We start from the raw sequence: 22427 nt of genomic DNA on the forward strand, positions 1-22427 counted from the left end.
GCCCCCCAACGGCAGTATTCTATGGGTGGCCGGGTGGGGGAGCGGGCCGGCACCGCCTAGAAATTCGCTCTTCCGCGAATTTCCAGAAGGCCCCTTAGCCCGAAGTTAACCAGAATTTATCGCTTCCCCCCGCATTGCCGGAGCGTCCCATGCTCCACCGGGGGGAAGCACTGCACATGCCCGCTACCAGCACTGCCGTCGACGTCGCGATCATCGGCGCGGGCCCGGCCGGCCTGACGGCGGCGTACCAGCTGACCAAGGCGGGCTATTCGGTCACCGTGATCGAGAAGGACCCCGTCTATGTCGGCGGGATCAGCCGCACCGTGGAGCATGACGGCTTCCGCTTCGACATTGGCGGGCACCGGTTCTTTTCCAAGTCCAAGGAAGTGGTCGATCTCTGGAACGAGATCCTTCCGCATGATTTCATCGAACGCCCGCGGATGAGCCGCATCTATTATGGCGGCAAATTCTACAGCTATCCGCTGCGCGCGTTCGAAGCGCTGCTGAACCTGGGCATCTGGACCTCGACGCTGTGCATGGCGAGCTATGCCAAGGCCAAGCTGTTCCCGCGCAAAGACGTCAAGAGTTTCGAGGACTGGGTGGTCAACCAGTTCGGACACAAGCTCTATTCGATCTTCTTCAAGACCTATACCGAGAAGGTGTGGGGGATGCCGTGCGACGAAATGTCGGCGGACTGGGCGGCACAGCGGATCAAGGGGCTGAGCCTGGGCAAGGCCGTGCTCGACGGACTCAAACGCTCGTTGGGGCTCAACAAGACTCCGAATGATGGGATGGCGACCAAGACGCTGCTGGAGACCTTTCGCTATCCGCGCAAGGGCCCCGGCATGATGTGGGAGGCGGCGCGCGACCGGGTGGTCGAGGGCGGCAACACCGTGCTGATGGACCATGCGCTGAAGGCGATGGCGTTCAACGACGCGACCCAGCGCTGGTCGGTGCAGGCGACGCGCGGCGATGGCGCGATCGTGACGATCAACGCCGCGCACGTCATTTCCTCGGCACCGATGCGCGAACTGGCCGGGCGTATCCAGCCGCTGCCGGCGACGATCCCGGCGGCGATGGACCTCCATTATCGCGACTTCCTGACGGTGGCGCTGATGATCCGTTCGGAGGACCTGTTCCCCGACAACTGGATCTATATCCACGAACAGGGTGTGAAAGTGGGGCGCGTCCAGAATTTCCGCAGCTGGTCGCCCGAAATGGTGCCCGACGAATCGATCGCGTGCGTGGGCCTGGAATATTTCTGTTTCGAGGGCGACGGGCTGTGGAGCATGGCCGATGCCGATCTGATCGCGCTCGCCACGCGCGAGCTGGCGCAGCTGGGGCTGGCCGATCCCGCCACCGTGGTCGGCGGCGCGGTGGTGCGGCAGGAAAAGGCGTATCCGGTGTACGACGAGGGGTATCGCGACAATGTCGATACGCTGCGCCGCGAACTGGAGGCGCGCTATCCGACGCTGCACATGATCGGCCGCAACGGAATGCACCGGTACAACAACCAGGACCATGCGATGATGACCGCGATGCTGACGGTGAAGAACATCGCCGCCGGCGCGCGCGTGTACGACGTGTGGAACGTCAACGAGGACGCCGAATACCACGAGAGCGGCACCGAGGGCGAGCGCGCCGCGCTGGCGTCGGAGCGGCTGGTGCCGGATCGCCTGAAGGCGGCATGACTCCGCGCCCGCTCTGGCCGGCGATCCTGATCGGCTGGGCGCTCACGGCCGCGCTGCTGGTGGCGATGAGCGCGCAGGCGATCGGCGCATGGCGCTTTCCCGACCCCGATGATGCGATGCGGCTGATGCAGGTGCGCGACCTGCTGGCCGGGCAAAGCTGGTGGGATGTCGGCCAGTACCGGCTGGCGGGCGGGGCGATGCACTGGTCGCGGCTGGTGGACCTGCCGCTGGCGGGCGTGATGCTGATCGCGCGGCCCGTGTTGGGGCAAAGCGGGGCGGAGACGGCGGCGCTGGTGATCGTGCCGCTGATGACGATGCTCGCCGTCTTTGCGCTGATCGCCTTGCTGACCCGGCGACTGGCGGGGGACGCGCCGGCGCGGCTGGCGGTGCTGATCGCGCCCCTGTCCGTCCCGCTGCTCTACCAGCTGCGGCCGCTGCGGATCGACCATCATGGCTGGCAGGTTGTGCTGGCGCTGGCCGCCCTGTGCCTGCTGGTGGGGAAGTCCACCGCGCGGGCGGGCGTGCTGCTGGGCGCATCGCTCGCCGCGCTGATCGCGATTTCGCTGGAGGGATTGCCGATCGCCGCAGCGCTGACCGGAATCGTCGCGCTGGGCTGGGCATTCGATTCCACGCGCAGGCCGATGCTGCTGGGGGCGGTTTGGGGGCTGTTCCTGAGCGCCCTGCTGCTCCAGCTGGCGACGCGCGGCATCCATTACGCTGCGCCGATGTGCGATGCGCTGACGCCGGACTGGCTGCTGGTGCTCGGCGTCGGGGCGGTGGGCGTCACGGCGGCGAGCCTTGTCCCCGGCACGTCGTGGGTGCTTCGCCTGGCGGCGCTCGGCATCGTCGGCGTCCTTGCCGTTGCAGTCCTGCTCCAGACCGCGCCCGAATGCGTGGGCGGGCCGTTCGCCCAGCTCGATCCGCTGACCCGGCGCCTCTGGTACGCCAATACCGATGAGGGGCTGCCGCTATGGCGCCAGTCTTCGCTGGGGTGGGCGGCGATGACCATCGGCCTGCCGGTCACGGGGCTGGTCGGCACGCTGCTGGCGTTGCGGCAGAGCGAGGGGGCGGCGCGGATGCGCTGGCTGCTGGCGGGCGCGGCGCTGGTCGCGGGGGTCGCACTGGCCGTGCTGGTGCAGCGCGCCGGCGCGACTGCCAACGCCTTCGCGGTGCCGGGCGCTGCCTGGGCGCTGGATCGGATGCTCCAGCGGGCGCGGCGTATCGAGAATGTCGGCACGCGGACGCTGGCAACCGCCGCCGCGCTGCTGGCCGTGTGTCCCGGACTGGTCGTGCTCGCAGTCGTCGGCTTTCCCCGGACCGAGGCGCGGCGGGGTGCGACCCCGGAAGTGGCGCGGGCAGCGTGCGAGCGGGGGACTGACGCGCGGGTGATCGGCGCCGCGCTGCCGCCGTCGCGAATCTTCGCGCCGCTCGACCTGACGCCCGACCTCCTGGTCGCCAGCGCGCATCGCGGCATCGCCAGCGGGCACCATCGCAATCACACCGCGATGCACGATGTGCTCGCCGCCTTTACCGGCACGCCGGAGGCCGCGCACGCCCTGATCCGCCGTTACCGCGCCGACTATGTCGTGGTGTGCCCCGGGCTGAACGAGCCCGAACTCTATCGCCGCGAGAATCCGCACGGCTTCTGGGCAAGGCTGGAGGATGGCGAACGCTTCGACTGGCTTGAGCACGTGGCGATTCCCGACAGCGCGGTCCGCGTTTGGCGCGTCCGCTAAGCAGCCGCTTGCAGCCACCCCCCCGGCCCGCTTAAAGGCCGAGGATGGACAGGGGCGAAGCGCTGCATTGGTGGCAGACACGGTGGTTCGTGGCGCTTGCCACTTTCATGGCCATAGTGCCGTTGTTGTGGCCCGAGATCCCGCCGCTCGTCGATCTGCCGGGGCATATGGGACGCTACCGCGTCCAGCTCGTCTACGATCAGGTGCCGTGGCTGCACGAATGGTATAATTTCCAATGGGCGCTGATGGGCAATCTGGGCGTGGACCTGCTCGTCATCCCGCTCAGCCATGTCGTCGGCCTCGAATTCGCCGTGAAGCTGATCGTGATGGCGATTCCGGCGATGACGGTGGCGGGGCTGTTGCTGATCGCGCGCGAAGTCCATGGCCGGATCCCGGCGACCGCGCTGTTCGCGCTGCCGCTGGCCTATTCCTTCCCGTTCCATTTCGGCTTCGTCAATTTCGCGCTGTCGATGGCGATGGCACTGCTGGCGTTCGGATGGTGGCTGCGGCTGGCCCGGCTGGGCAAGCTCCGGTTCCGCAGCATCGTGTTCGTGCCGCTGTCGATCGTGATCTGGATCACCCACACCTTCGGCTGGGGCATGCTGGGCGTGCTCGCCTTTTCCGCCGAGCTGATCCGCCAGCACGATTTGCGCCGCCGCCGCGACGTGCCGTGGTATCGCGACCTGGTGGGGGCGTGGCTGGTTCCGGCGATCTTTGCCGGCATCCACTGCCTGGCGCTGGCGCCGCCCGCCGTGCTGATGGTGGCATGGCGCAGCGGCGGGCATGTCGGTGGCCAGACCGGCGACTGGTTCAACTGGCGCGCCAAGACCCTGTGGATCACCCAGGTGTTCCGCGACCGCTGGCAGCTGTTCGACATCGCGTCGGTCGGCGTGCTGTTCCTGCTGCTGTTCAAGGCGGTGCGCGATCCCAACATCCAGTATTCGCGCAACCTGACGCTGTCGGCGGTGTTCCTGCTGATCGTCTATATCCTGCTGCCCCGGATCGTGTTCGGGTCGGCCTATGCCGATATGCGGCTGGTGCCGTTCATGCTGGCGATCGCGATCATTGCGATCCGGCCCAAGCCGGGCCTGTCGATTCGGGGCGCGGCAGTGGTCGCGGCGCTGGGCATGGCGTTCTTTGGCATCCGCATCGCGGCGACGACATACAGCTTCTACCTGTACGACAAGTCGTATGACCGCGAGCTGAAGGCGCTCGACCATTTGCCGCAGGGCGCGCGGCTGGTCACGTTCGTGGGCGAGACGTGCTTCAACGAATGGACGATGACGCGCCTGCAACACGTCCCCGCGCTCGCGCTGGAGCGCAGGCTGGCCTACACTAACGATCAATGGTCGATGGCGGGCGGGCAGCTGATGACGGTGCGCTATGCCAAGGCCAAGCGCTTCTCGCACGATCCGTCGCAGATCGTCACCGACGTGCAATGCCCGCGCGAATGGTGGCGGCCGGTGCCCTGGGCACTGGCGCGATTCCCGCGCGATGCGTTCGACTATGTGTGGATGATCCGCCCGCCGGCGTACAACCCGCGCTTTGAACAGGGGCTGATCCCGATCTGGCGCAACGGCACGAGCGCGCTGTTCAAGGTCGATCATTCGGTGCCCGCGCCGGTGGTGGCGCCGGGCGAACTGCCGGTGCCGCGCTGGGAGCGTCAGGTGATCCTGAACGACGGGCGCCAGCCGCACTTCACGCCGGGGCTGGGCAACTCGACGCCGTAACTATCCGCCGCGGCGGAAGGGCATCATCTCGCCCAGATATTCCTGCTCGCGCTCGATCGCCAGGCGTTCGCGCGCCAGGAAGTCGGCGACTGCGCTGCGGAAACCGGGGTCGGGAATGTAATGCGCCGACCAGGTGGTGACGGGGGCATAGCCGCGCGCCAGCTTGTGCTCGCCCTGCGCACCTGCCTCCACCCGCGCCAGCCCGCGCGCGATGGCGGCGTCGATCGCCTGGTAATAGCATAGCTCGAAATGGAGGAAGGGCACTTCCTCGGTGCAGCCCCAATAGCGACCGTACAGCGTATCCGCGCCGATCAGGTTGAGTGCGCCCGCGATCGGCACGCCGTCGCGCTCGGCGAAGATCAGCAGCACCTTGTCCGCCATCTCCGCCCCCAGCAGCGAGAAGAAGGCGCGGGTCAGATAGGGGCGGCCCCATTTGCGCGAACCGGTATCCTGGTAAAAGGTCCAGAAGGCGTCCCAATGCGCCTCGGTGATCTCTGCCCCCGTCAGGTGGCGGACGGTCAGCCCCTCCAGCGCGTGCGCGCGCTCCTTGCGGATCGCCTTGCGCTTGCGGCTGGCGAGCGCGGTCAGGAAATCGTCGAACGTCGCATAGCCGTCATTCTGCCAGTGAAACTGCGTGCCCGCGCGCAGCAGCCAGCCGGCGGAGTCGAACCAGGGCAGCTGGTCTTCGCTGAGGAAGGTGACATGCGCCGAGGACAGCTGGTTCTGGTCGGTCACGGCCTCTATCCCCGCGATCAGCGCGGGGGCGAGCGCGGGGTCGCGCAGCAGCAGCCGGGGGCCGGGCACCGGGCTGAACGGCACCGCAACCTGGATCTTGGGGTAATAGCGCCCGCCCGCGCGCTCCCACGCATCGGCCCAGCCATGGTCGAACACATATTCGCCCTGGCTGTGGGTCTTGGCATAGGCGGGGGCAATCGCGGCGGGGCGCCCATCGGCGCCGTCGATCACGATCGGCAGCGGCTGCCACCCGGCCTTGACCGTTGCTGAGCCCGACCGCTCGAGGATCGAGAGGAAGGCATGGCTGACAAAGGGATTGCCGGTGCCGGCGCACGCATCCCAAGCGTCTTGCGCGAGGGAGGCGACGCCGTCGGCGATGCGGGCGGTTACGGGAGGCGGCGACACGCGTGCCAAGATAGGGGTGCGCCTGCCCCTGCGGGAGGGGGGAGGCGGCTATCGTCCATCGACGGAGGGCGATCCGATGAGCCGCACGTCGCGGCGGGCCACGGGAATGGTGATGCCATGTTCCTGGAACAGCAGCCACAGCCGGTTGAGCACGTCGCTGCGCACATTGCCGACCCCGCTTTCGGGATCGCTGATCCAGCAGAGGATCTCGTGCTCGACGCCGTTCTCGCCAAAGGCCATCAGCCACACGTTCGACTTGGGCGTGTCCAGCACGCGCGGGCTTTCCACCGCAGCGCGCAGCATCAGGCCCTGCGCCAGCGTCAGGTCGCAGTCATAGGACACGGTCACGGGAATGCGGACGCGGACGTTCCGGTCGGTATAGGACCAGTTCTCCACTTCCTGTGTCATCAGATTCTCGTTCGGAATCAGATGCTCCTTGCCGTCGCGGGTGATGACGGACACGGCGCGCACGCCGATCTTGTTCACCCAGCCGAAGCTGTCGCCGACGACGATCACGTCGCCCGGCTTGATCGAGCGGTCCATCAGCAGGATGATGCCGGCGATCAGGTTGCCCACGGTCTTTTGCAGGCCGAAGCCGACCGCGAGGCCCAGCGCGCCCGAAAAGACCGTGAATGCGGTCAGGTCGATCCGCAGCATGTCGACGCCGATGAAGAAGGCGAGCACGACGACGGCGATGCTCGCCAGCTTCTGGAACAGCAGCTTTTGCGTCGCGTCGAAGCCGCGCGCGCGGGCGATGCTGTGGCTGACGATGCGGTTGGCCAGCCGCACCCCGGCGAACAGCAGCAGCACCGTCACGCCAAAGGCGAGCAGAGACCACAGCGTGATCTCGCGCGCGCCGACATGGACGCCGACCCGGTTCAGCGTGGACTCCACGGCGGAAAAGCCGCCGATCGCGTGGCTCAGGATCGCAGTGAAGGCGATCGCCGCAAGCGACCATGCCGCCCAGCGCGGCAGGTTGAGCCCGCGCAGCGTGTCGATTGCCAGCATCGCGACCGCCGCGCCCTCTGCAACGCCGATGCCCAGCGCGGAAAGCGGGGCCCAGGGCCAGGCTTCGGCAAGGATGGCGAGCAGGATTGCGGCAGTGCCGTGGCGCAGGATGGCGCACATGCGTGGGCCTAGCCCGGTGGGCGTGCCGGTAATGTGGCGCGTCCACAACTCGGCCAGCGCGCTGCCCAGCCGCTGTCCCGCCACCCATCCGATCGCCAGTGCGATCGCGACCAGCCCGGCCGCGACCGCAGCCTCGCTCAGTTCGGCGGTGCCGGGCAGGTTGTGCCCCGCCAGCCAGGCACCGAACCGCTGCATCAGCCGCGCACCGCCGCGAACCGGGCGAGCCCGGCCTCGAGATCTGCGATCAGGTCGTCCGGGTCTTCCAGGCCGATCTGGAGGCGCACCAGCGGCCCTTCGGCCTGCCATGGGGCCGCAGTGCGGATGCGTTCGGGATCGGCGGGTATCGCCAGACTCTCGAACCCACCCCAGCTATAGCCGATGCCGAAATGGCGCAGCCCGTCGATCAGCGCGGTGCGCGCGGCATCGTCGCCCCCGTTCAGGATGAACGCGAACAGCCCCGAACTCCCCTTGAAGTCGCGCAGGAAAATCTCGTGCCCCGGACAGTCGGGCAGGGCGGGGTGGAGCACCCGCGCCACTTCGGGGCGGGATTTGAGCCAGTGCGCGATGCGCAGCGCAGCCGCGCCCTGTTCCTTCAGCCGCACCGCCATGGTCCGCAGCCCGCGGCTGCCGAGCCAGGCGTCGTCGGGGCTCGCCATCTGGCCCAGCTGATAGGTCGCGGCGCGCAGGCGCTGATACTGGCCCTGTGCGGCCGTGACCGATCCGAGCATCACGTCCGAATGGCCGACGACATATTTGGTGCACGCCAGGATCGAATAATCCACGCCCATGCCGATCGCGGGCAGCAGCAGCGGCGTCGCCCAGGTATTGTCGAGCAGCGTCGTGATGCCGCGCGCCTTGGCGACCGCGACGATCGCGGGAATATCCTGTACCTCGAACGTCAGGCTGCCGGGGCTTTCGAGGAAGATCGCCTTGGTCCGGTCGGTGCACAGCTCGGCGATGCCCGCGCCGATCAGCGGATCGTAGAAGCGCGTCGTGATCCCCATCCGCGCGAGGATGCCGTTGGAAAAGGCGCGGGTGGGTTCATAGGCGCTGTCGGGCACCAGCAGCTGGTCGCCCGGCCCCAGCACCGCCAGCAGCGCCGTCGTGACCGCCGCGACGCCCGAGGGGTACAGCAAGGTTGCCTCTGCGCCGGGCTCCAGTTCGGTCAGCGCATCGGCGAGCGACCACTGGGTCGGGGTGCCCCGGCGACCGTAATAGAGCTTGTGATGCGTGTCGGCGGCGTTGCGCGCCCGCATCTCTGCGATCGACTCATAGACGATCGTCGAGGCGCGCCAGACCGGCGTGTTGACGATGCCCTGGGTCCATTCGGGGCGGCGGCCGCCGGTGACGACCTTGGTTGCGTCCTGTTCGTCGCTCATGCCGGGCCCATCGCCTTGGGGGTGGCGGGGTCGGCGCCCCATTCGCTCCAGCTGCCGTCATAGACCGCAGCCTCGTGCCCGAGGAGGTGCGCGGCAAAGGCAATGACCGATGCAGTGATTCCCGAGCCGCAGGTCGCCACCAGCGGGCGGGCCGGGTCGATCCCGGCATCCGCGAAGACGGCGGCGATGGCATCGCGGCTCTTCCACGTCCCGTCGGCCTCGAAGAAGCGGGTATAGGGCAGGCTGCGCGCGCCCGGTATATGGCCGGAGCCGCAGCCGGGGCGGGGATCGGGCTCTTCGCCGGTGAAGCGCGCGGCGGAGCGGGCGTCGGCGACCTGTTCGGCGCCGCTGGTCACATTGGCGAGCATCTGTGCCTTCGTCCGGGCGGCATCGCCGCGCGCGAACGTGGCGGGCGCAGCGGGGGCCGGCGCGGGCATCCCCGCTTCGAGCGGGCGGCCCTCGGCGCGCCATTTCGCGAGGCGACCGTCGAGCAGCGACGCCTCCACGCCGTACATGGCAAGCACCCACCATGCGCGGCACGACACGTGATGCGCGCTGTCGTCGTACAGCACGATGCGCGTGCCGGGCGTCCAGCCGAGCTGCGCCATGCGCGCGGCGAACACGTCGGGCGGCGGCAGCATCGACGGCAGCGGGTCGCCGGCGTCGACCAGCGTGTCGAGATCGAGGAAACGCGCGCCGGGGATGTGGCCGGCGGCGAACTCCGCACGCGGATCGCGCACCTCCGCGCCGGGCAGCGTCGAGGTATAGCTCGCGTCGAGTATCAGCAGCCCGGGCGTCGAAAGCGCGCCGGCCAGCCATTCTGTCGTTACCAAAGCATCCATGGCCCGTCTTCTAGGGGCGGGGGGGAGTGGCGTCGAGAGTGCAACGCGCCTACATGGCGGCGATGGACCCCAAGCATCTCGGCCAGCAATCGGCCCTTCCCGTCTCCCCCGAAGCGGCGGAGCTAGACTATGTTCCCAATCCGCGCCCGGGCGTGCGGTATCTGGTGCGCTTTGCCGCGCCGGAGTTCACGTCGCTGTGCCCGATCACGGGCCAGCCCGATTTCGCGCATCTGGTGATCGATTACGTCCCGCGCGAGACGATCGTGGAATCCAAGTCGCTCAAGCTGTTCCTCGGTGCATTTCGCAATCACGGCGCGTTCCACGAGGATTGCACCGTCGGCATCGGCGCGCGGCTGTTTGCGGAAATGCAGCCCGAATGGCTGCGCATAGGCGGCTATTGGTATCCGCGCGGCGGCATCCCGATCGACGTGTTCTGGCAATCCGGCACGCCGCCCGAGGGCGTCTGGATCCCGGATCAGGATGTTCCCGGATACCGCGGGCGCGGCTGAACGGCAGATTTACAAGAATCTGTACGGCACACTTGTTGCGATGCAACATTAGTGCAACCATATCGAAAAGCAGGAGTTTACACGCAGACAAAATGGCAGTCGTTCCGACAGGGACGCACTCGCGAAAGGACAGGGCTTCGAAGATGAGCGCTCCAGGCATCAACCATCTGGCACTGATCGGCAATTTTCTGCCCCGCAAGTGTGGCCTGGCGACCTATACGACCGATACGTACAACGCGCTCGTTCAGCGATTTCCCGACCTTCGAGTCGATGTCTATGCGATGGACGATCATCCGGGTCTGTATGCCTATCCCCCCGAAGTGACGCGCGCGATCCCTCAGCAGGATCGGGTCGCCTATCTCGATGCCGCCCGCGCGATCGAGGCGAGCGGCGCGCAGGCGCTGTGGGTCCAGCACGAATATGGCATCTATGGCGGTGCGGCGGGCGAGCATCTGATCGCGCTGATCGACCGGCTGTCGATTCCCGTCATCGCCACGCTGCACACGATTCTGGAAAAGCCGAGCGAGGACGAGCGCCGCGTGATGGAAGCGCTGCTGCGCCGATCGTCGCGCGTCATCGTGATGGCCGAGCGGGGGCGCGATATCCTGAAGCGCGTGCACGGCGTGGAGGATCGCAAGGTCGTGATGATCCCGCACGGCGTGCCCGATCGCGCCTTTGCCGATCCCGCCGACTTCAAGCCCGCCTTTGGCTGGGAAGGGCGCGATGTCGTGCTCACCTTTGGCCTGCTTGCGCCGAACAAGGGCATCGAGGCGATGATCGCCGCCATGCCGCAGATCGTCGCCGCGCGTCCAGAGGCGCTCTATGTCGTGCTGGGCGCCACCCACCCCAATCTGGTCGCGCACGAAGGCGAGGCCTATCGCGATCGGCTCAAGGCGCTGGCGCGCGACAAGGGCGTGGCCGACCATGTCCAGTTCATCGACGCCTTTGTCGATTATGACGACCTGATCGATTACCTTCAGGCGGCGGATATCTATGCGACGCCCTATACCAACCCGGCGCAGATCACGTCGGGCACGCTGTCCTACGCGGTCGGCGTGGGCAAGGCGGTGGTGTCCACCCCCTATGTGCATGCGACCGAGATTCTGGACGAGGACCACGGCGTGATCGTGGACTTCGGCGACAGCGAAGGCTTTGCCCGCGAGATCGGGCGCCTTCTTTCCGACACGTCCGCGCGCAAGGCGCTGTCGGAACGGGCCTATGCCCGGGGGCGTACGATGATCTGGCCCCGCCTTGTGGAGAATGCGATGCGCGAATTCAAAGCGGTAGTTGCCGCCAAGCCGCGCCGGTTCGGCAAGGCAAAGACCAAGGCCGATCTGTCGGCGCTGAAGCCCGACATCGCCGCCGTCGAGCGCATGAGCGATTCAACGGGCATGCTCCAGCATTCGATCTATTCGGTTCCCGATCGCCGCCATGGCTATTGCATCGACGACAATGCCCGCGCGCTGATCCTGATGAGCAAGATCGACGATATCGACGAGACCCTGCGCGACAAATGGACGAGCATCTATGCCTCGTTCGTCCAATATGCGTGGAACCCGGACGAGCGGCGGTTCCGCAATTTCATGAACTTCGATCGCACCTGGTGCGAGGACGTGGGCTCCGAGGACTCCAATGGCCGCGGTCTGTGGGCGCTGGGCGTCACGGCGCGTGACGCGCGGGCGCAGAAGCACCGCGACTGGGCCTCGCGGCTGTTCGACACGACGGCGTCGATCGCGTTCGACCTGGGCAGCCCGCGCGCCCGCGCCTTTGCCATGCTGGGCGCTGCGGCGATGATCGAGGCGCATCCGGGCCACGCCCAGTCGCGCGAGATGCTGACGCGATTCGGCACCGAGCTGATCGCGTTGCTCGACGCGACTCGTCGTCCGGAATGGCAGTGGTTCGAAATCGTGCTGGCGTACGACAATGCCCGACTGCCCGAGGCACTGATCCGCGCTGGCCATGTGCTGGGCAACCAGAGCTTTGTCAGCGTCGGGCTGGAAACGCTGGAATGGATCGTCGAGCGCCAGACCTCGCCCGAGGGGCAGTTCCGCGCGGTCGGCACCGAGAGTTTCGGGCGGCCCTATGCCGATCCCCTCGCATTCGACCAGCAGCCGCTGGAGGCGCAGGCGACCGTTGATGCGTGCGTCGCGGCGTTCGAAGTGACCGGCGACGCGCGTTGGACGCAGGAGGCGCTCCGCGCATATCACTGGTATCTTGGCGCCAACGACCTCGATCTGCCGCTCGCGACGCCACAGGATGGCGGCTGTTTCGATGGGTTGATGCCGCACGGGCTGAACCGGAATCAGGGCGCCGAGTCGATTTTGGCGCTCCAACTGGCGAATTGCGCGATTTCGGGTCTTTCAAAGCGCGCCGGAAACGTGGCAGGACCCGCACTCGCCGTCGCGTGAACTAGCTTGCGCCGACGGGGATCGGCTATCATCCCGGGGGTGCGGTGCTCGACCTGATAACACATAGCCTGCGGCTGAAGGCCGATCCTTCGCGCGTGGTGGTTCGCCCGTTTCATATCGCCTGGACCTCGAACGGATCGGGGCCCAGTCGCACCGAGCGGCTGGTGAGCGAAGTTCTGGCCATGTCGCCGGGCGAGGCGCGCCAGCAGCTTGAGATCGTGCTCAAGGATTTCGAGGCGCGGCACTGGCAGACGCGGCGCGTGTTCATGACGCGCTATGACGAGATCGAGGGGCTGCTCGGGCTGGATGGCAGCACGATCGGCGACGAGAAGCGCCAGCTGATCGGCGCCTATTTCTGCCACGAGTACAGCTATGCCGCCGCCGCGCTGATGAACCCCAGCGCAGTGCCGCATTACGACCAGTCGGGGATGCCGCGCGGAAGCATGCGCATCCTGATGTCGCTGCGCGCGGTGGGCGAGGGGCATATCTCGTCGGTGTCGTTCCGCGAGGGGATCATCACCGACCGCAACGAGCTGACGCTGGCGCCCGAGCCGCCCTTTGCCACCGCTGCCGATGCGCGCGAAGAGGACGAGGAGACGATGCCCGAGGGGCCGGTGACGGTCTATCGCCATCGCGATTCGACGCTGTCGGGCACCGTCATCTTCCCGATCACCAAGGCCCAGTCCAACGGGCTGGAAGACCTGCGCATCTGCCATTTCCACCATGACGACGGGACCGAGGAGTGGATCGGCACCTATACCGCGTATAACGGTTCGGTGATCCAGTCCGAGCTGCTGCGCACCCGCGACTGGCGCAGTTTCGACCTGGTGCCGATGACCGGCAGCGCGGCGCGGAACAAGGGCATGGCGCTGTTCCCGCGCAAGGTGGGCGGCAAGTACATGATGCTCGGCCGGCAGGATGGCGAGAACATCTTCCTCCACACGTCCGACAGCCTGGGCCATTGGGAGGGCGGCGAACTGCTGATGACGCCGCAATATCCCTGGGAGCTGGTCCAGATGGGCAATTGCGGCCCGCCCATCGAAGTCGATGAGGGCTGGCTGGTGCTGACCCACGGCGTCGGCGCGATGCGCAAATACTCGATCGGCGCGGCGCTGCTCGACAAGGACGATCCCTCGAAGGTCATCGCCCGGTCGCGCGAGCCGTTGCTGGCGGCGGCGGACCAGGACCGCGAGGGCTATGTCCCCAATGTCGTCTATACCTGTGGCGCGATCCGCCACGGCGACAGCCTGTTCATCCCTTACGGCGTGGCGGACAGTTCGGTCGCCTTTGCCTTTGTGCCGATCAAGACCCTCCTGGATCAAATGCGGTAAGAGCCTTCCGAACCCCCGTCACCGATAGGTGGCGGGGGTTTCGATTTCGGGTTCGGGCAGCGGTGTCGCCGGGGCACTGCGCACCAGCCGGCGCGTGACGGCATAGAGCAGCGCGACCAGCCCGAAGAACAGCAGCGGCGCGATCCACAGCGCCACATGCTCGAAGCTCTCGCCCATCACGGCCAGCGGGGCATCGTTCGGCGGCGTCGGCGAAGTGCGGTTGGCCCAGGCGAGCACCCCGGCAAACGCCACGCCGAACAGGCTTTCTCCCACAATCAGCCCGGTCGCCGCCAGCACGCCCATCCGCTGGGCGAAGTCCGGGTTCGCCGTCCGCTTCGTCCAGCGATCGTAGAAATGGCCGATCACTGCGCCGATCGGGATCAGCAGCGTCAGCGCCATCGGCAGATAGATGCCCATCCCCACTGCCAGCGGCGGCAGGCGCATCTTGCCGGTGCGGCCGAGCAATTCGTCGAGCGCGATCACGCCCACGCCGATCGCGGCGCCCAGCCCGATCAGGTTCCAGTTGAGGTCGCCGCCCAGCACGCCCTTGGCGATCGACGAGATCAGCGCCGCCTGGGGCGCCGACAGCGCGTTCGGCCCGGCGCCGGGCATGCCGACGAACCCCAAAGTGTTCTTGAGCAGATCAAGCACCAGCGGAATCACCAGCGATCCGAACATCACGCCCAGCACCAGCGCGACCTGTTGCTTCCACGGCGTCGCGCCGACCAGCTGGCCGGTCTTGAGGTCCTGAAGATTGTCGTTCGAGATCGTCGCGATCGAAAAGATGATCGCGGTGGTGAACAGCGCATAGGCGATCAGCGCGCTGGTGCGCGCCGGATCGGCCTCATGCCCGAAGATCGCCACCAGCAGCAGCGAGGCGCCCAGCACCGCGAGGATGCCCACGCCCGACACCGGCGAGTTCGACGCGCCGATCAGCCCGGCCATATAGCCGCACACCGCCGCGATCAGTACGCCGACGACCAGGATATAGGCGAGCGTGCCGCCGATCACTGCGACCGGATAGTCGTGCACCGGCCCGCCAGCGGAGAAATTCCACAACAGCCACGCGATCGGCCCGAGGACCAGCACGATCGCCGCGCCGACGATGCCGATCGGCAAGTCGCGTTCCGACAATTCCAGCACCGTGCCGCCCGAGCGGGCGCGCGACGCGGCCATCGCCGAGCGCAGTCCGCCGACGATCGGGCCGACGATCCGCAGCAGCGACCACAAAGCCGCAACGCCGATCGTGCCCGCACCGACGAAGCGCACCTGGCCGCGGAACGCCCCGCCGACCACGGCGTCCACGCCCTCCACAAAGCCGCTGCCCGCCGTGAAATACGGCACCAGCACGACCCAGGCGATCAGCATCCCGAAGAACATCGCCGCACCCACCGACAGGCCGACCAGATGGCCGACCCCGATCAGCAGCATCGAATAGCTCGCCGAAACCCCGCTGGCCGCCGGGCCGACGCGGAAATTCTTGGCCGCCTCGCCCGCGACGAGCTTCATCGCCGCGAGCAGCCCGAACCCGGCGGAGGTGAGCGCGCCGAGGATGATGATGCGCAGCCCCCGCGCATTTTCCGCATCGCCCGCCGCCGAGCTGGACCCGACCTTGAGCACTTCGGCGGCGGCCACGCCCTCTGGATAGGGCAGGTCCGATCCGGTGACGAGCGCGCGGCGCAGCGGCACCGAGAACATCACGCCCAGCACGCCGCCCGCCGTGCACACCGCCACGGTCGTCCAATAGGGGAAGCCCGTCCACCAGCCGACCATGATGAGCCCCGGCAGCACGAACACGATCGCGGCCAGCGTGCCCGCCGCCGACGCCACCGTCTGGACGATGTTGTTCTCCAGGATGCTGGCGTTGCGGAAGAAGCGCAGGATCGCCATCGACACCACGGCGGCGGGGATCGACGTGGCGAAGGTCAGCCCGACCTTGAGCCCGGCATAGACGTTGGCGGCGGTGAACAGCACCGTGATGAGCCCGCCGAGCAGGATTCCGCGCAGCGTGAGTTCGGCAAGGGGACGGGCGGGGGCAGTGGCCATTCAACGGGCTCCGGCGGAGAAATGTTGACGAAGTTTAGGGTCGTACGGGCAAAATGGCGCGTCGCTGGCGCGCAGGTGTCGCGTCAGTGACGCGTCGTGCGGGACGGAGCAAGGGGCCAATGCGCGCATAGGCTGGCATGGTGGCAGGATGCAGCGGTGTAGGACAGCGGATTCTGGAGCCCCGGGCTATGCCGCCTTGTCCGCGTTCGGGTCCTGCCCGACCCACAGCTTGCCGACCAGAATCCACACCGCCACGGTGAGGGGGCCGCCGAGCAGGATGCCCATCACGCCGAACAGGCCGCCGAACAGGAACAGCGCGAACAGCGTCACGGCAGGGGGGATCGACACGGCGTAGCGCAGCACCAGCGGCGCCATGCCGTTGCCCTGGATCTGTTGCCAGATCGCGAAGAAGCCGATCGTCGTCAGGAACGGCCCTACGCCGACGGTCAGCGCGATCAGCACCGCCGGGATCGCGCCGAGCAGGGGCCCGATCAGCGGGATGAATTCGAACAGGCCGGCGACGATCGCGAGCCCGAGCGCGGAGGGCGCGCCGATCAGCGTCAGGCCGATGAACACCGCAGTGCCCGTCGCCGCCATCGACACCAGCTGGGCGAGCAGCCAGTTGCGCAGGCCGCGCGCGGTGGCGCGGGTGGCATCGTCCACGGCGGGGCGGGCGCGTTCGGGGAGCAGCTGGAGCGCGCCGCGCTGGTACATGCGCGGGCTGATCGCGAGATAGACTCCGCCGAGCACCGCCAGCAGCAGGCCCGACAGCGCGGTGGTGACGATGCCGATCATCGTCTGCGCGATCGATGCGACCGTGGCGCCGTTGGGCGAGATGGTGTCGACCACGCCCTGCACCCGGTCTTCGCCGACCCAGACGACGAAGCTCTGCCACGCGGCGGGCAACAGCGTGGACAGTTGCGACATCTGCGCGCGCAGTTCGTGGCCGAACAGCATCCCGACGCCGCCCAGCGCCGCGACGATGGAGAGTCCGCCGATCGCCAGCGCGATGCCCCGACGGATGGGCAGCAGCCAGCACAGCCCGTCGGCGGCGGCATGGAGGATCACCGCCACCAGCACTGCCGCGAAAAGCAGCAGCAGCACATCGTGCATATGCCAGATCAGCAGTGCCAGCGCCGTCAGTGCAAGGGTGACCAGCACGCGCGTCGCAAAGGCGCCAAGGTCGCTGCGGGGAGAAGGCTGTGCGGTCATGCGGGGACCGCGACCAGGGGGGAAGGAAACATGCAGGGCTCCGGTGGACAGATGCCCCAACAAACCCCGCAGGCGCCCTGTGGTGCCATGCGGCGTCATTTTGTGCCCATCGCGCGGCATTTCATATATGATATTGCATCTGGCGCCGACTCCTGCAATCACTCCGAGTAATCGGAAAGGGCGACCAGAGTCGGAATGCGACCGGCGCCGCCGATCAGGGGAGGATGCTTGCATGAAATACGCTGTTGCCGGAGTACTGGCCGCCATTGCGGCCACCACGTCGCCGCTTGCTCTTGCGCAGACTGCGCCCGCGCCCAGCGCGCCGCCCGCCGCCCCGGCGGTGATCGAGGATTTCAAGCCTTCGTCCACCAACCAGCCGGGCCAGCAATATCCGCAGGTCAATTCGCAGGGCTATGCCCGCTTCCGCATCGTCGCGCCCGACGCGCAGGCCGTGAAGGTCAGCCTGGGGCTGGGCGGGCGCGGGGGCACCGTGTTGGCCAAGGGGGCGGACGGAGCATGGATGGGCACGTCCGAAGGGCCGCTGGACGAGGGTTTCCATTATTATCACGCGACGATCGACGGCGGCGTGTTCAACGATCCGGGCGCGCTGAACTTCTATGGCTCGACGCGGTGGGAAAGCGGGATCGAGATCCCCGCGCACGACGCCGATTTCTATGCGCTGAAGGACGTGCCGCACGGCAATGTCTCGCAGATCCTGTTCCCCTCGCCCAGCACGGGGACGCAGCGCCGCGCCTTCGTCTATACCCCGCCGGGCTATGAGAAGAACAACGGCACCCGCTATCCGGTGCTGTACCTTCAGCATGGCTGGGGCGAGGACGAGACCGCCTGGTCGAACCAGGGGCATGCCAACCGGATCATGGACAATCTGATCGCCGCCGGAAAGACGCGGCCGTTCCTGATCGTCATGACCTATGGCATGACCAACGACATTCGCCCGGGCAGCCCCGGCGGGCTCAACAGCTTCGACATCAAGCCGTTCCAGACGGTGCTGGTCGACGAACTGATCCCCTATGTCGACACGCATTTCCGCACGCTGGCCGATGCCGGGCACCGGGCGATGGCGGGGCTGTCGATGGGCGGGTTCGAGACCAAGGCGATCGCGCCGAAGAATCTCGACAAGTTCAACTATATCGGCCTGCTCAGCGGCGGCACCGTGTCGCTGGACGACGTCAACAACACGCCGGGGTACAAGGAAAAGGTGAAACTCACCTTTGTCAGCTTCGGCAGCCGCGAACTGGAAGGGCGGGGCGCCGGTGGCCCTCCGGGTGCGCCGCGCATGGACCCGCGCGCCAATGCCGAGGCGCTGAAGGCAGCGGGGATCAAGAGCGCCTTCTATGTCTCGCCCAACACCGGGCATGAATTCCAGACCTGGCGCCGCAGCCTGCGCGAAATGGCGCCGATGTTGTTCCGCGATTGAGGGGGCGGGGGGCTGCTCGTTAGCGCTCCCCTCCCGCTTGCGAGTTTGGGGAGGGGGCTGAAGTAGAAGAAGTGCCGCGCGAGCGCGGCCCCTCCCCTAACCCCTCCCGCAAGCGGGAGGGGAAATGACCTTGCCCGGCGTTCCGTTCATTCCGATCTCCATGGGAGATTCGGACTAGGCGACTATCGCTCCCCTCCCGCTTGCGGGAGGGGTTGGGGGAGGGTGCGACGTGGAGGAAGCGCCGCGCACATGCGGCGCCACCGCAAATCACTCCTCTTTGCTCGAGTGGGACTCGCCCCCTCACCCCAGCACGCGCGCCGCCAGTGCGCCGCAATCGGCGTCGGCGGGGCGGGGGCCCTGTTTGCCGCTGATCGCGCGGCCCAGCCCTTTGAGGACGTTGCCCAGCGACTTGGTTTCCCTGGGCACGTCGATCTGGGGGCTGCTGAGCGTGCCCCGTGCGGTCGCCGATCCGGGGAGGCGGATGGCGCCGTCGGTCTTGGGCGCGCCGGTGAAGGTCAGGGCGATGCTCTCGGCGGGAAACCGGACGGTGCCGGTGCCGCGCGCCTGGCTGCGCGTCGTGTCGATCAGCAGCGGGTCGGCGGTGCCGGTGCCGCCGCGCAGGGTGAGGCCGAGCGCCATGCAGCGCAGGCCGGCGCGCGCGCCTTCGTCGGGGAGCAGCGCGGCGCCGATGTCGAACCCCATCATGCTGGCGAGCTTCTCGGGCAGGCTGCCGTCGCGCGCGACGATGCCGATGCGGCCATTGCCCGCGCCTACCGCCTCGCGGATCGTGCTTCCCCGGCCGGTGACATTGACGCGGGCGTCGAGCCGTCCGTCGATCGGCCCGCCCGCCAGCGCGCCGATGCTGCTGTTCGCGAGTCGTAGGTCGATCGTGACGGCCGGCACGGGTACGCCGCCGCGCTGGTCGACGCGGAGCGATCCCGTCACCGTCCCGCGCGGCAGCGCGACGCGCAGGCCGGTGAGCGTGAGCAGCTGGTGATCGATCGCGAGGGCTCCGCGCAGCCCCTTGATCGTGCGCCCGGTCGCGCCGGCGAAACTGTGGACGGTGAGCGCGATGGTGCCGTCGGTCTTGTCGATCTTGCGGATGTTGATGCGCGTATTGGGGACGATGCGCGGGCCGATCGTGCGGCGCAGCGCGGCGGCCTTGGCCTTGCCTTCGTTCGAGGCGAGATCGTCGAACGCGAAGTTGCGCGCCTGCACGGCGCCGTCGAGGATCGAGCGCCCGTCGCGCTTGGTCACGCGCACGCGCCCGCCGATGCGCGAGCCGCCGATCGTGCCCGACAGGCGCGGCACGTCCCACACCGCGCCGTCACGGCGCGCGTGCGCGGTGAGCGCGACCGGCTGGGTGCCGAACAGCCCGGCGGCGATGATCGCATCGACCAGCTTGAGGTCCTGCGCGCGCGTTTCGATGTCGACGGTCATGTGGCGCGTGTCGAGCGGCGTGTCCATCGTGCCCCGCGCGGCGAAGCGCAGCGCCGGGCCGTCGATCAGCGCCTGGAACGGCCAGGGCTTGCCCTGTCCCGTGCCGATCGCGGGGGCGCTGGCGGTGATCGTCACCGGCGTGTCGCGCACGCTGCCGGTGCCGGCGATGCGCAGCCCCTGTGCGGCGTCGGAGGTGAGCGCGACAGCGAAGGCGCGGTCGCGCTTCGCGTCGCGATAGGTGACGGTGACGTCGCGCAGCGTCAGCGCACGCAGCGTAGGCGCGTTGCCGCCATCGCTCCCGCCGGGCTTGTCCTTCGTCCAGTTCTTGCGGCCCTGCGCGTCGCGGACCAGCGTGAGGCGCGCGCCATTGGCGTCGATCGCGAGCGGGACGAACGCGCCGCGCAGCAGCGACCAGGCGGAAAAGGTCACCCGCGTCTCGGCGACCTGCGCGAGCGTGCCGGTGCCCGCCCAGGCCGGTTGCGGCACGCGCACGTCGCGGATCAGGATCGTGGGGGTAAACGAAAAGGCGTCGGTGCGCGCGATGCTGCCGATCGTCACCGGGCGACCGACCTGCGCGGCAAGGCGCCGCTCGATCGTGCCGCGCAGCACGCCCCAGGGGAAGGCGGCGAGCGCGATCAGCAGCACTGCGAGGAACGCGGCGACGACTCCCAGCCCGAGGACAAGGCGGCGCGAGCGAGGGAGGCGAATCGGCATCGGGGCTCGACGCGCGGCGGGGTGATTTCGTTCCGGGGGCCGCTTAGCCGCGGAAGAGCCCGCCCAGCATGCCGCGCACCAGCCCGCCGATCACGCTGGCGCCAACTCCCGATTTGCGGCCGAACACGGCCTTCGACACTTCATTGGCCACGGCGCGCCCGGCGGCGGACGAGGCAGAGCGTGTGGCGGACTTGATCGCGCGGTTCCACGGATCGGCTGCGGCGGCGCGTTCGGCCTCGCGCCGGGCACGGGCTTCCTCGCGGGCCTGACGCGCGGCTTCCTTTTCCTGCGCGGCGGCGGCTTTCTGGGCCTCGGTCGTCGCGCGCGCTTCGGCGGCGGCTGCGGCGGCCTGACCGGCCTTGGCGGTCAGGATTTCCTCCGCCGACTCGCGGTCGATCGCGGCGTCGTACCGCGCGCCCACGGCGTCGGTATCGATCAGCACGCGGCGCTCGTCCGGCGCGAGGGGGCCGACGCGCGAGCGGGGCGGCTTGATGAGCGTGCGCTCGACCGGCGAAGGGGCGCCATCCTCCTGGAGCAGCGATACCAGCGCCTCGCCGACTTTCAGCTCGGTGATCGCGGTGGCGACGTCCACGCCGGGATTGGCGCGAAACGTCTCGGCGGCGGCGCGGATCGCGCGCTCCTCGCGCGGGGTGAAGGCGCGCAGCGCGTGCTGGATGCGGTTGCCGAGCTGGCCGGCTATGTCCTCGGGGATGTCGATCGGGTTCTGCGTGACGAAATAGACGCCGACGCCCTTGGAGCGGATCAGGCGGACGACCTGTTCGATCTTGTCGAGCAGTGCCTTGGGCGCTTCGTCGAACAGCAGATGGGCTTCGTCGAAAAAGAACACCAGCACCGGCTTGTCGGGGTCGCCGACTTCGGGAAGCGTCTCGAACAGTTCGGAGAGCAGCCACAGCAGGAAGCTGGCGTAGAGGCGCGGGGACGCCATCAGCCGGTCGGCGGCGAGGACGTTGACCACGCCGCGCCCGCTATCGTCCACCTGGAGGAAATCGGCGATTTCGAGCGCGGGTTCGCCGAAGAAATGCTCGGCGCCCTGGCTGCGCAGCTGGAGCAGCGCGCGCTGGATCGCGCCGACGCTGGCCTTGCTGACATTGCCGTACTGCGTCGTGAGTTCGTCGGCGCGCGCGGCGCAATCCGCCAGCATCGCCTGGAGATCGTCGAGGTCGAGGAGCAGCAGCCCCTCCTTGTCGGCGACGTGGAAGGCGATGGTAAGCAGCCCCTCCTGCACTTCGTTCAGCCCCATCAGCCGCGACAGCAGCAGCGGCCCCATTTCGGAAATGGTGGTGCGGATGGGATGCCCCTGTTCGCCGAACAGGTCCCAGAGCTGGACCGGCGATTCGCCATAGCGCCAGCCGCTATCCCCCACCGCCGCCGCGCGTTCTGCAAAGATCGGGTGGAGCTTCGATGCGGGCGATCCGGCCATGGCGATGCCGGCCAGGTCGCCCTTCACATCGGCCAGGAACACCGGCACCCCGGCGGCGGAGAAGCCCTCGGCCAGCCCCTGGAGCGTCACGGTCTTGCCCGTGCCCGTGGCGCCCGCGATCAGCCCGTGGCGATTGGCCCGGCGCAGGATGAGGTTTTGCGGCTGCCCGTTCGCCGCACCAATGAAAATGCCCGTCTCGCCCGCCATGCCATGCTCCTTTTCGGGAGCGTGAATAGGGGAGA

Annotated in this window: 15 protein-coding genes; 7 read left to right on the forward strand and 8 right to left on the reverse strand. The window is 68.1% G+C overall.

Going from position 1 to position 22427, the window contains the following annotated elements; all coding sequences use genetic code 11:
• The first annotated feature begins 176 nt into the window (after positions 1-176).
• Genes ACG3SL_RS00005 through ACG3SL_RS00015 form a run of 3 tightly spaced genes read left to right on the forward strand, consistent with a single transcriptional unit; the run spans position 177 to position 5157 of the window.
• Entirely contained in the window at positions 177-1691 is a 1515-nt protein-coding gene (locus ACG3SL_RS00005; protein WP_448663101.1) for an NAD(P)/FAD-dependent oxidoreductase, read from the forward strand.
• Positions 1688-3427 carry a hypothetical protein gene (locus ACG3SL_RS00010; protein ID WP_448663102.1) on the forward strand — a complete coding sequence of 580 codons (1740 nt, stop codon included), beginning with the start codon at positions 1688-1690 and terminating at the stop codon, positions 3425-3427. The genes ACG3SL_RS00005 and ACG3SL_RS00010 overlap by 4 nt, the downstream gene beginning before the upstream one ends.
• A 44-nt stretch (positions 3428-3471) precedes the next feature.
• A complete protein-coding gene (locus ACG3SL_RS00015) occupies positions 3472-5157 on the forward strand; it encodes a hypothetical protein (protein ID WP_448663103.1) in 1686 nt (561 codons plus the stop codon).
• Here ACG3SL_RS00015 and ACG3SL_RS00020 read toward each other — a convergent pair whose 3' ends face one another.
• Genes ACG3SL_RS00020 through ACG3SL_RS00035 form a run of 4 tightly spaced genes read right to left on the reverse strand, consistent with a single transcriptional unit; the run spans position 5158 to position 9646 of the window.
• Complete coding sequence (locus ACG3SL_RS00020; RefSeq protein ID WP_448665195.1) at positions 5158-6297, reverse strand: GNAT family N-acetyltransferase; 1140 nt, start codon at positions 6295-6297, stop codon at positions 5158-5160.
• A 48-nt stretch (positions 6298-6345) separates the two neighbouring features.
• Positions 6346-7620, reverse strand: a complete 1275-nt coding sequence (locus ACG3SL_RS00025) for a mechanosensitive ion channel family protein (protein ID WP_448663104.1) — start codon at positions 7618-7620, stop codon at positions 6346-6348.
• On the reverse strand, positions 7620-8804 hold the full coding sequence (gene metC, locus ACG3SL_RS00030; RefSeq protein WP_448663105.1) for a cystathionine beta-lyase: 1185 nt from the start codon (positions 8802-8804) through the stop codon (positions 7620-7622). Before metC ends, ACG3SL_RS00025 begins: the two co-directional genes overlap by 1 nt.
• The gene (locus tag ACG3SL_RS00035; protein ID WP_448663106.1) at positions 8801-9646 is read right to left on the reverse strand and encodes a sulfurtransferase; all 846 of its coding nucleotides are present in this window, start codon (positions 9644-9646) and stop codon (positions 8801-8803) included. Before ACG3SL_RS00035 ends, metC begins: the two co-directional genes overlap by 4 nt.
• A gap of 62 nt (positions 9647-9708) precedes the next feature.
• Between ACG3SL_RS00035 and queF the strand changes: the two genes are divergently transcribed.
• From queF to ACG3SL_RS00050, 3 genes are all read left to right on the forward strand, one after another.
• Positions 9709-10155 carry a preQ(1) synthase gene (queF, locus tag ACG3SL_RS00040; protein ID WP_448665196.1) on the forward strand — a complete coding sequence of 149 codons (447 nt, stop codon included), beginning with the start codon at positions 9709-9711 and terminating at the stop codon, positions 10153-10155.
• Positions 10156-10298: 143 nt separating this feature from the next.
• Entirely contained in the window at positions 10299-12563 is a 2265-nt protein-coding gene (locus ACG3SL_RS00045) for a glycosyltransferase (protein WP_448663107.1), read from the forward strand.
• A gap of 44 nt (positions 12564-12607) precedes the next feature.
• Entirely contained in the window at positions 12608-13894 is a 1287-nt protein-coding gene (locus tag ACG3SL_RS00050) for a glycoside hydrolase family 130 protein (protein WP_448663108.1), read from the forward strand.
• Positions 13895-13912: 18 nt separating this feature from the next.
• On the opposite strand, the gene ACG3SL_RS00055 is transcribed toward ACG3SL_RS00050, so the two are convergent.
• Together ACG3SL_RS00055 and ACG3SL_RS00060 are read right to left on the reverse strand one after the other, a co-directional pair.
• On the reverse strand, positions 13913-15940 hold the full coding sequence (locus ACG3SL_RS00055; RefSeq protein WP_448663109.1) for an OPT family oligopeptide transporter: 2028 nt from the start codon (positions 15938-15940) through the stop codon (positions 13913-13915).
• Positions 15941-16126: 186 nt separating this feature from the next.
• Positions 16127-17152 carry an AI-2E family transporter gene (locus tag ACG3SL_RS00060; RefSeq protein ID WP_448663110.1) on the reverse strand — a complete coding sequence of 342 codons (1026 nt, stop codon included), beginning with the start codon at positions 17150-17152 and terminating at the stop codon, positions 16127-16129.
• A 232-nt stretch (positions 17153-17384) separates the two neighbouring features.
• Between ACG3SL_RS00060 and ACG3SL_RS00065 the strand changes: the two genes are divergently transcribed.
• Complete coding sequence (locus ACG3SL_RS00065; protein ID WP_448663111.1) at positions 17385-18590, forward strand: alpha/beta hydrolase-fold protein; 1206 nt, start codon at positions 17385-17387, stop codon at positions 18588-18590.
• 300 nt (positions 18591-18890) lie between these two features.
• Here ACG3SL_RS00065 and ACG3SL_RS00070 read toward each other — a convergent pair whose 3' ends face one another.
• Both ACG3SL_RS00070 and ACG3SL_RS00075 read right to left on the reverse strand, forming a co-directional pair.
• Positions 18891-20744 (reverse strand): AsmA family protein, encoded by a 1854-nt coding sequence (locus ACG3SL_RS00070; RefSeq protein ID WP_448663112.1) that lies wholly within the window; start codon positions 20742-20744, stop codon positions 18891-18893.
• 43 nt (positions 20745-20787) lie between these two features.
• Complete coding sequence (locus tag ACG3SL_RS00075) at positions 20788-22392, reverse strand: helicase HerA-like domain-containing protein (protein ID WP_448663113.1); 1605 nt, start codon at positions 22390-22392, stop codon at positions 20788-20790.
• Positions 22393-22427 lie beyond the last annotated feature (35 nt).

Source organism: Sphingomonas degradans (genome assembly GCF_053502645.1).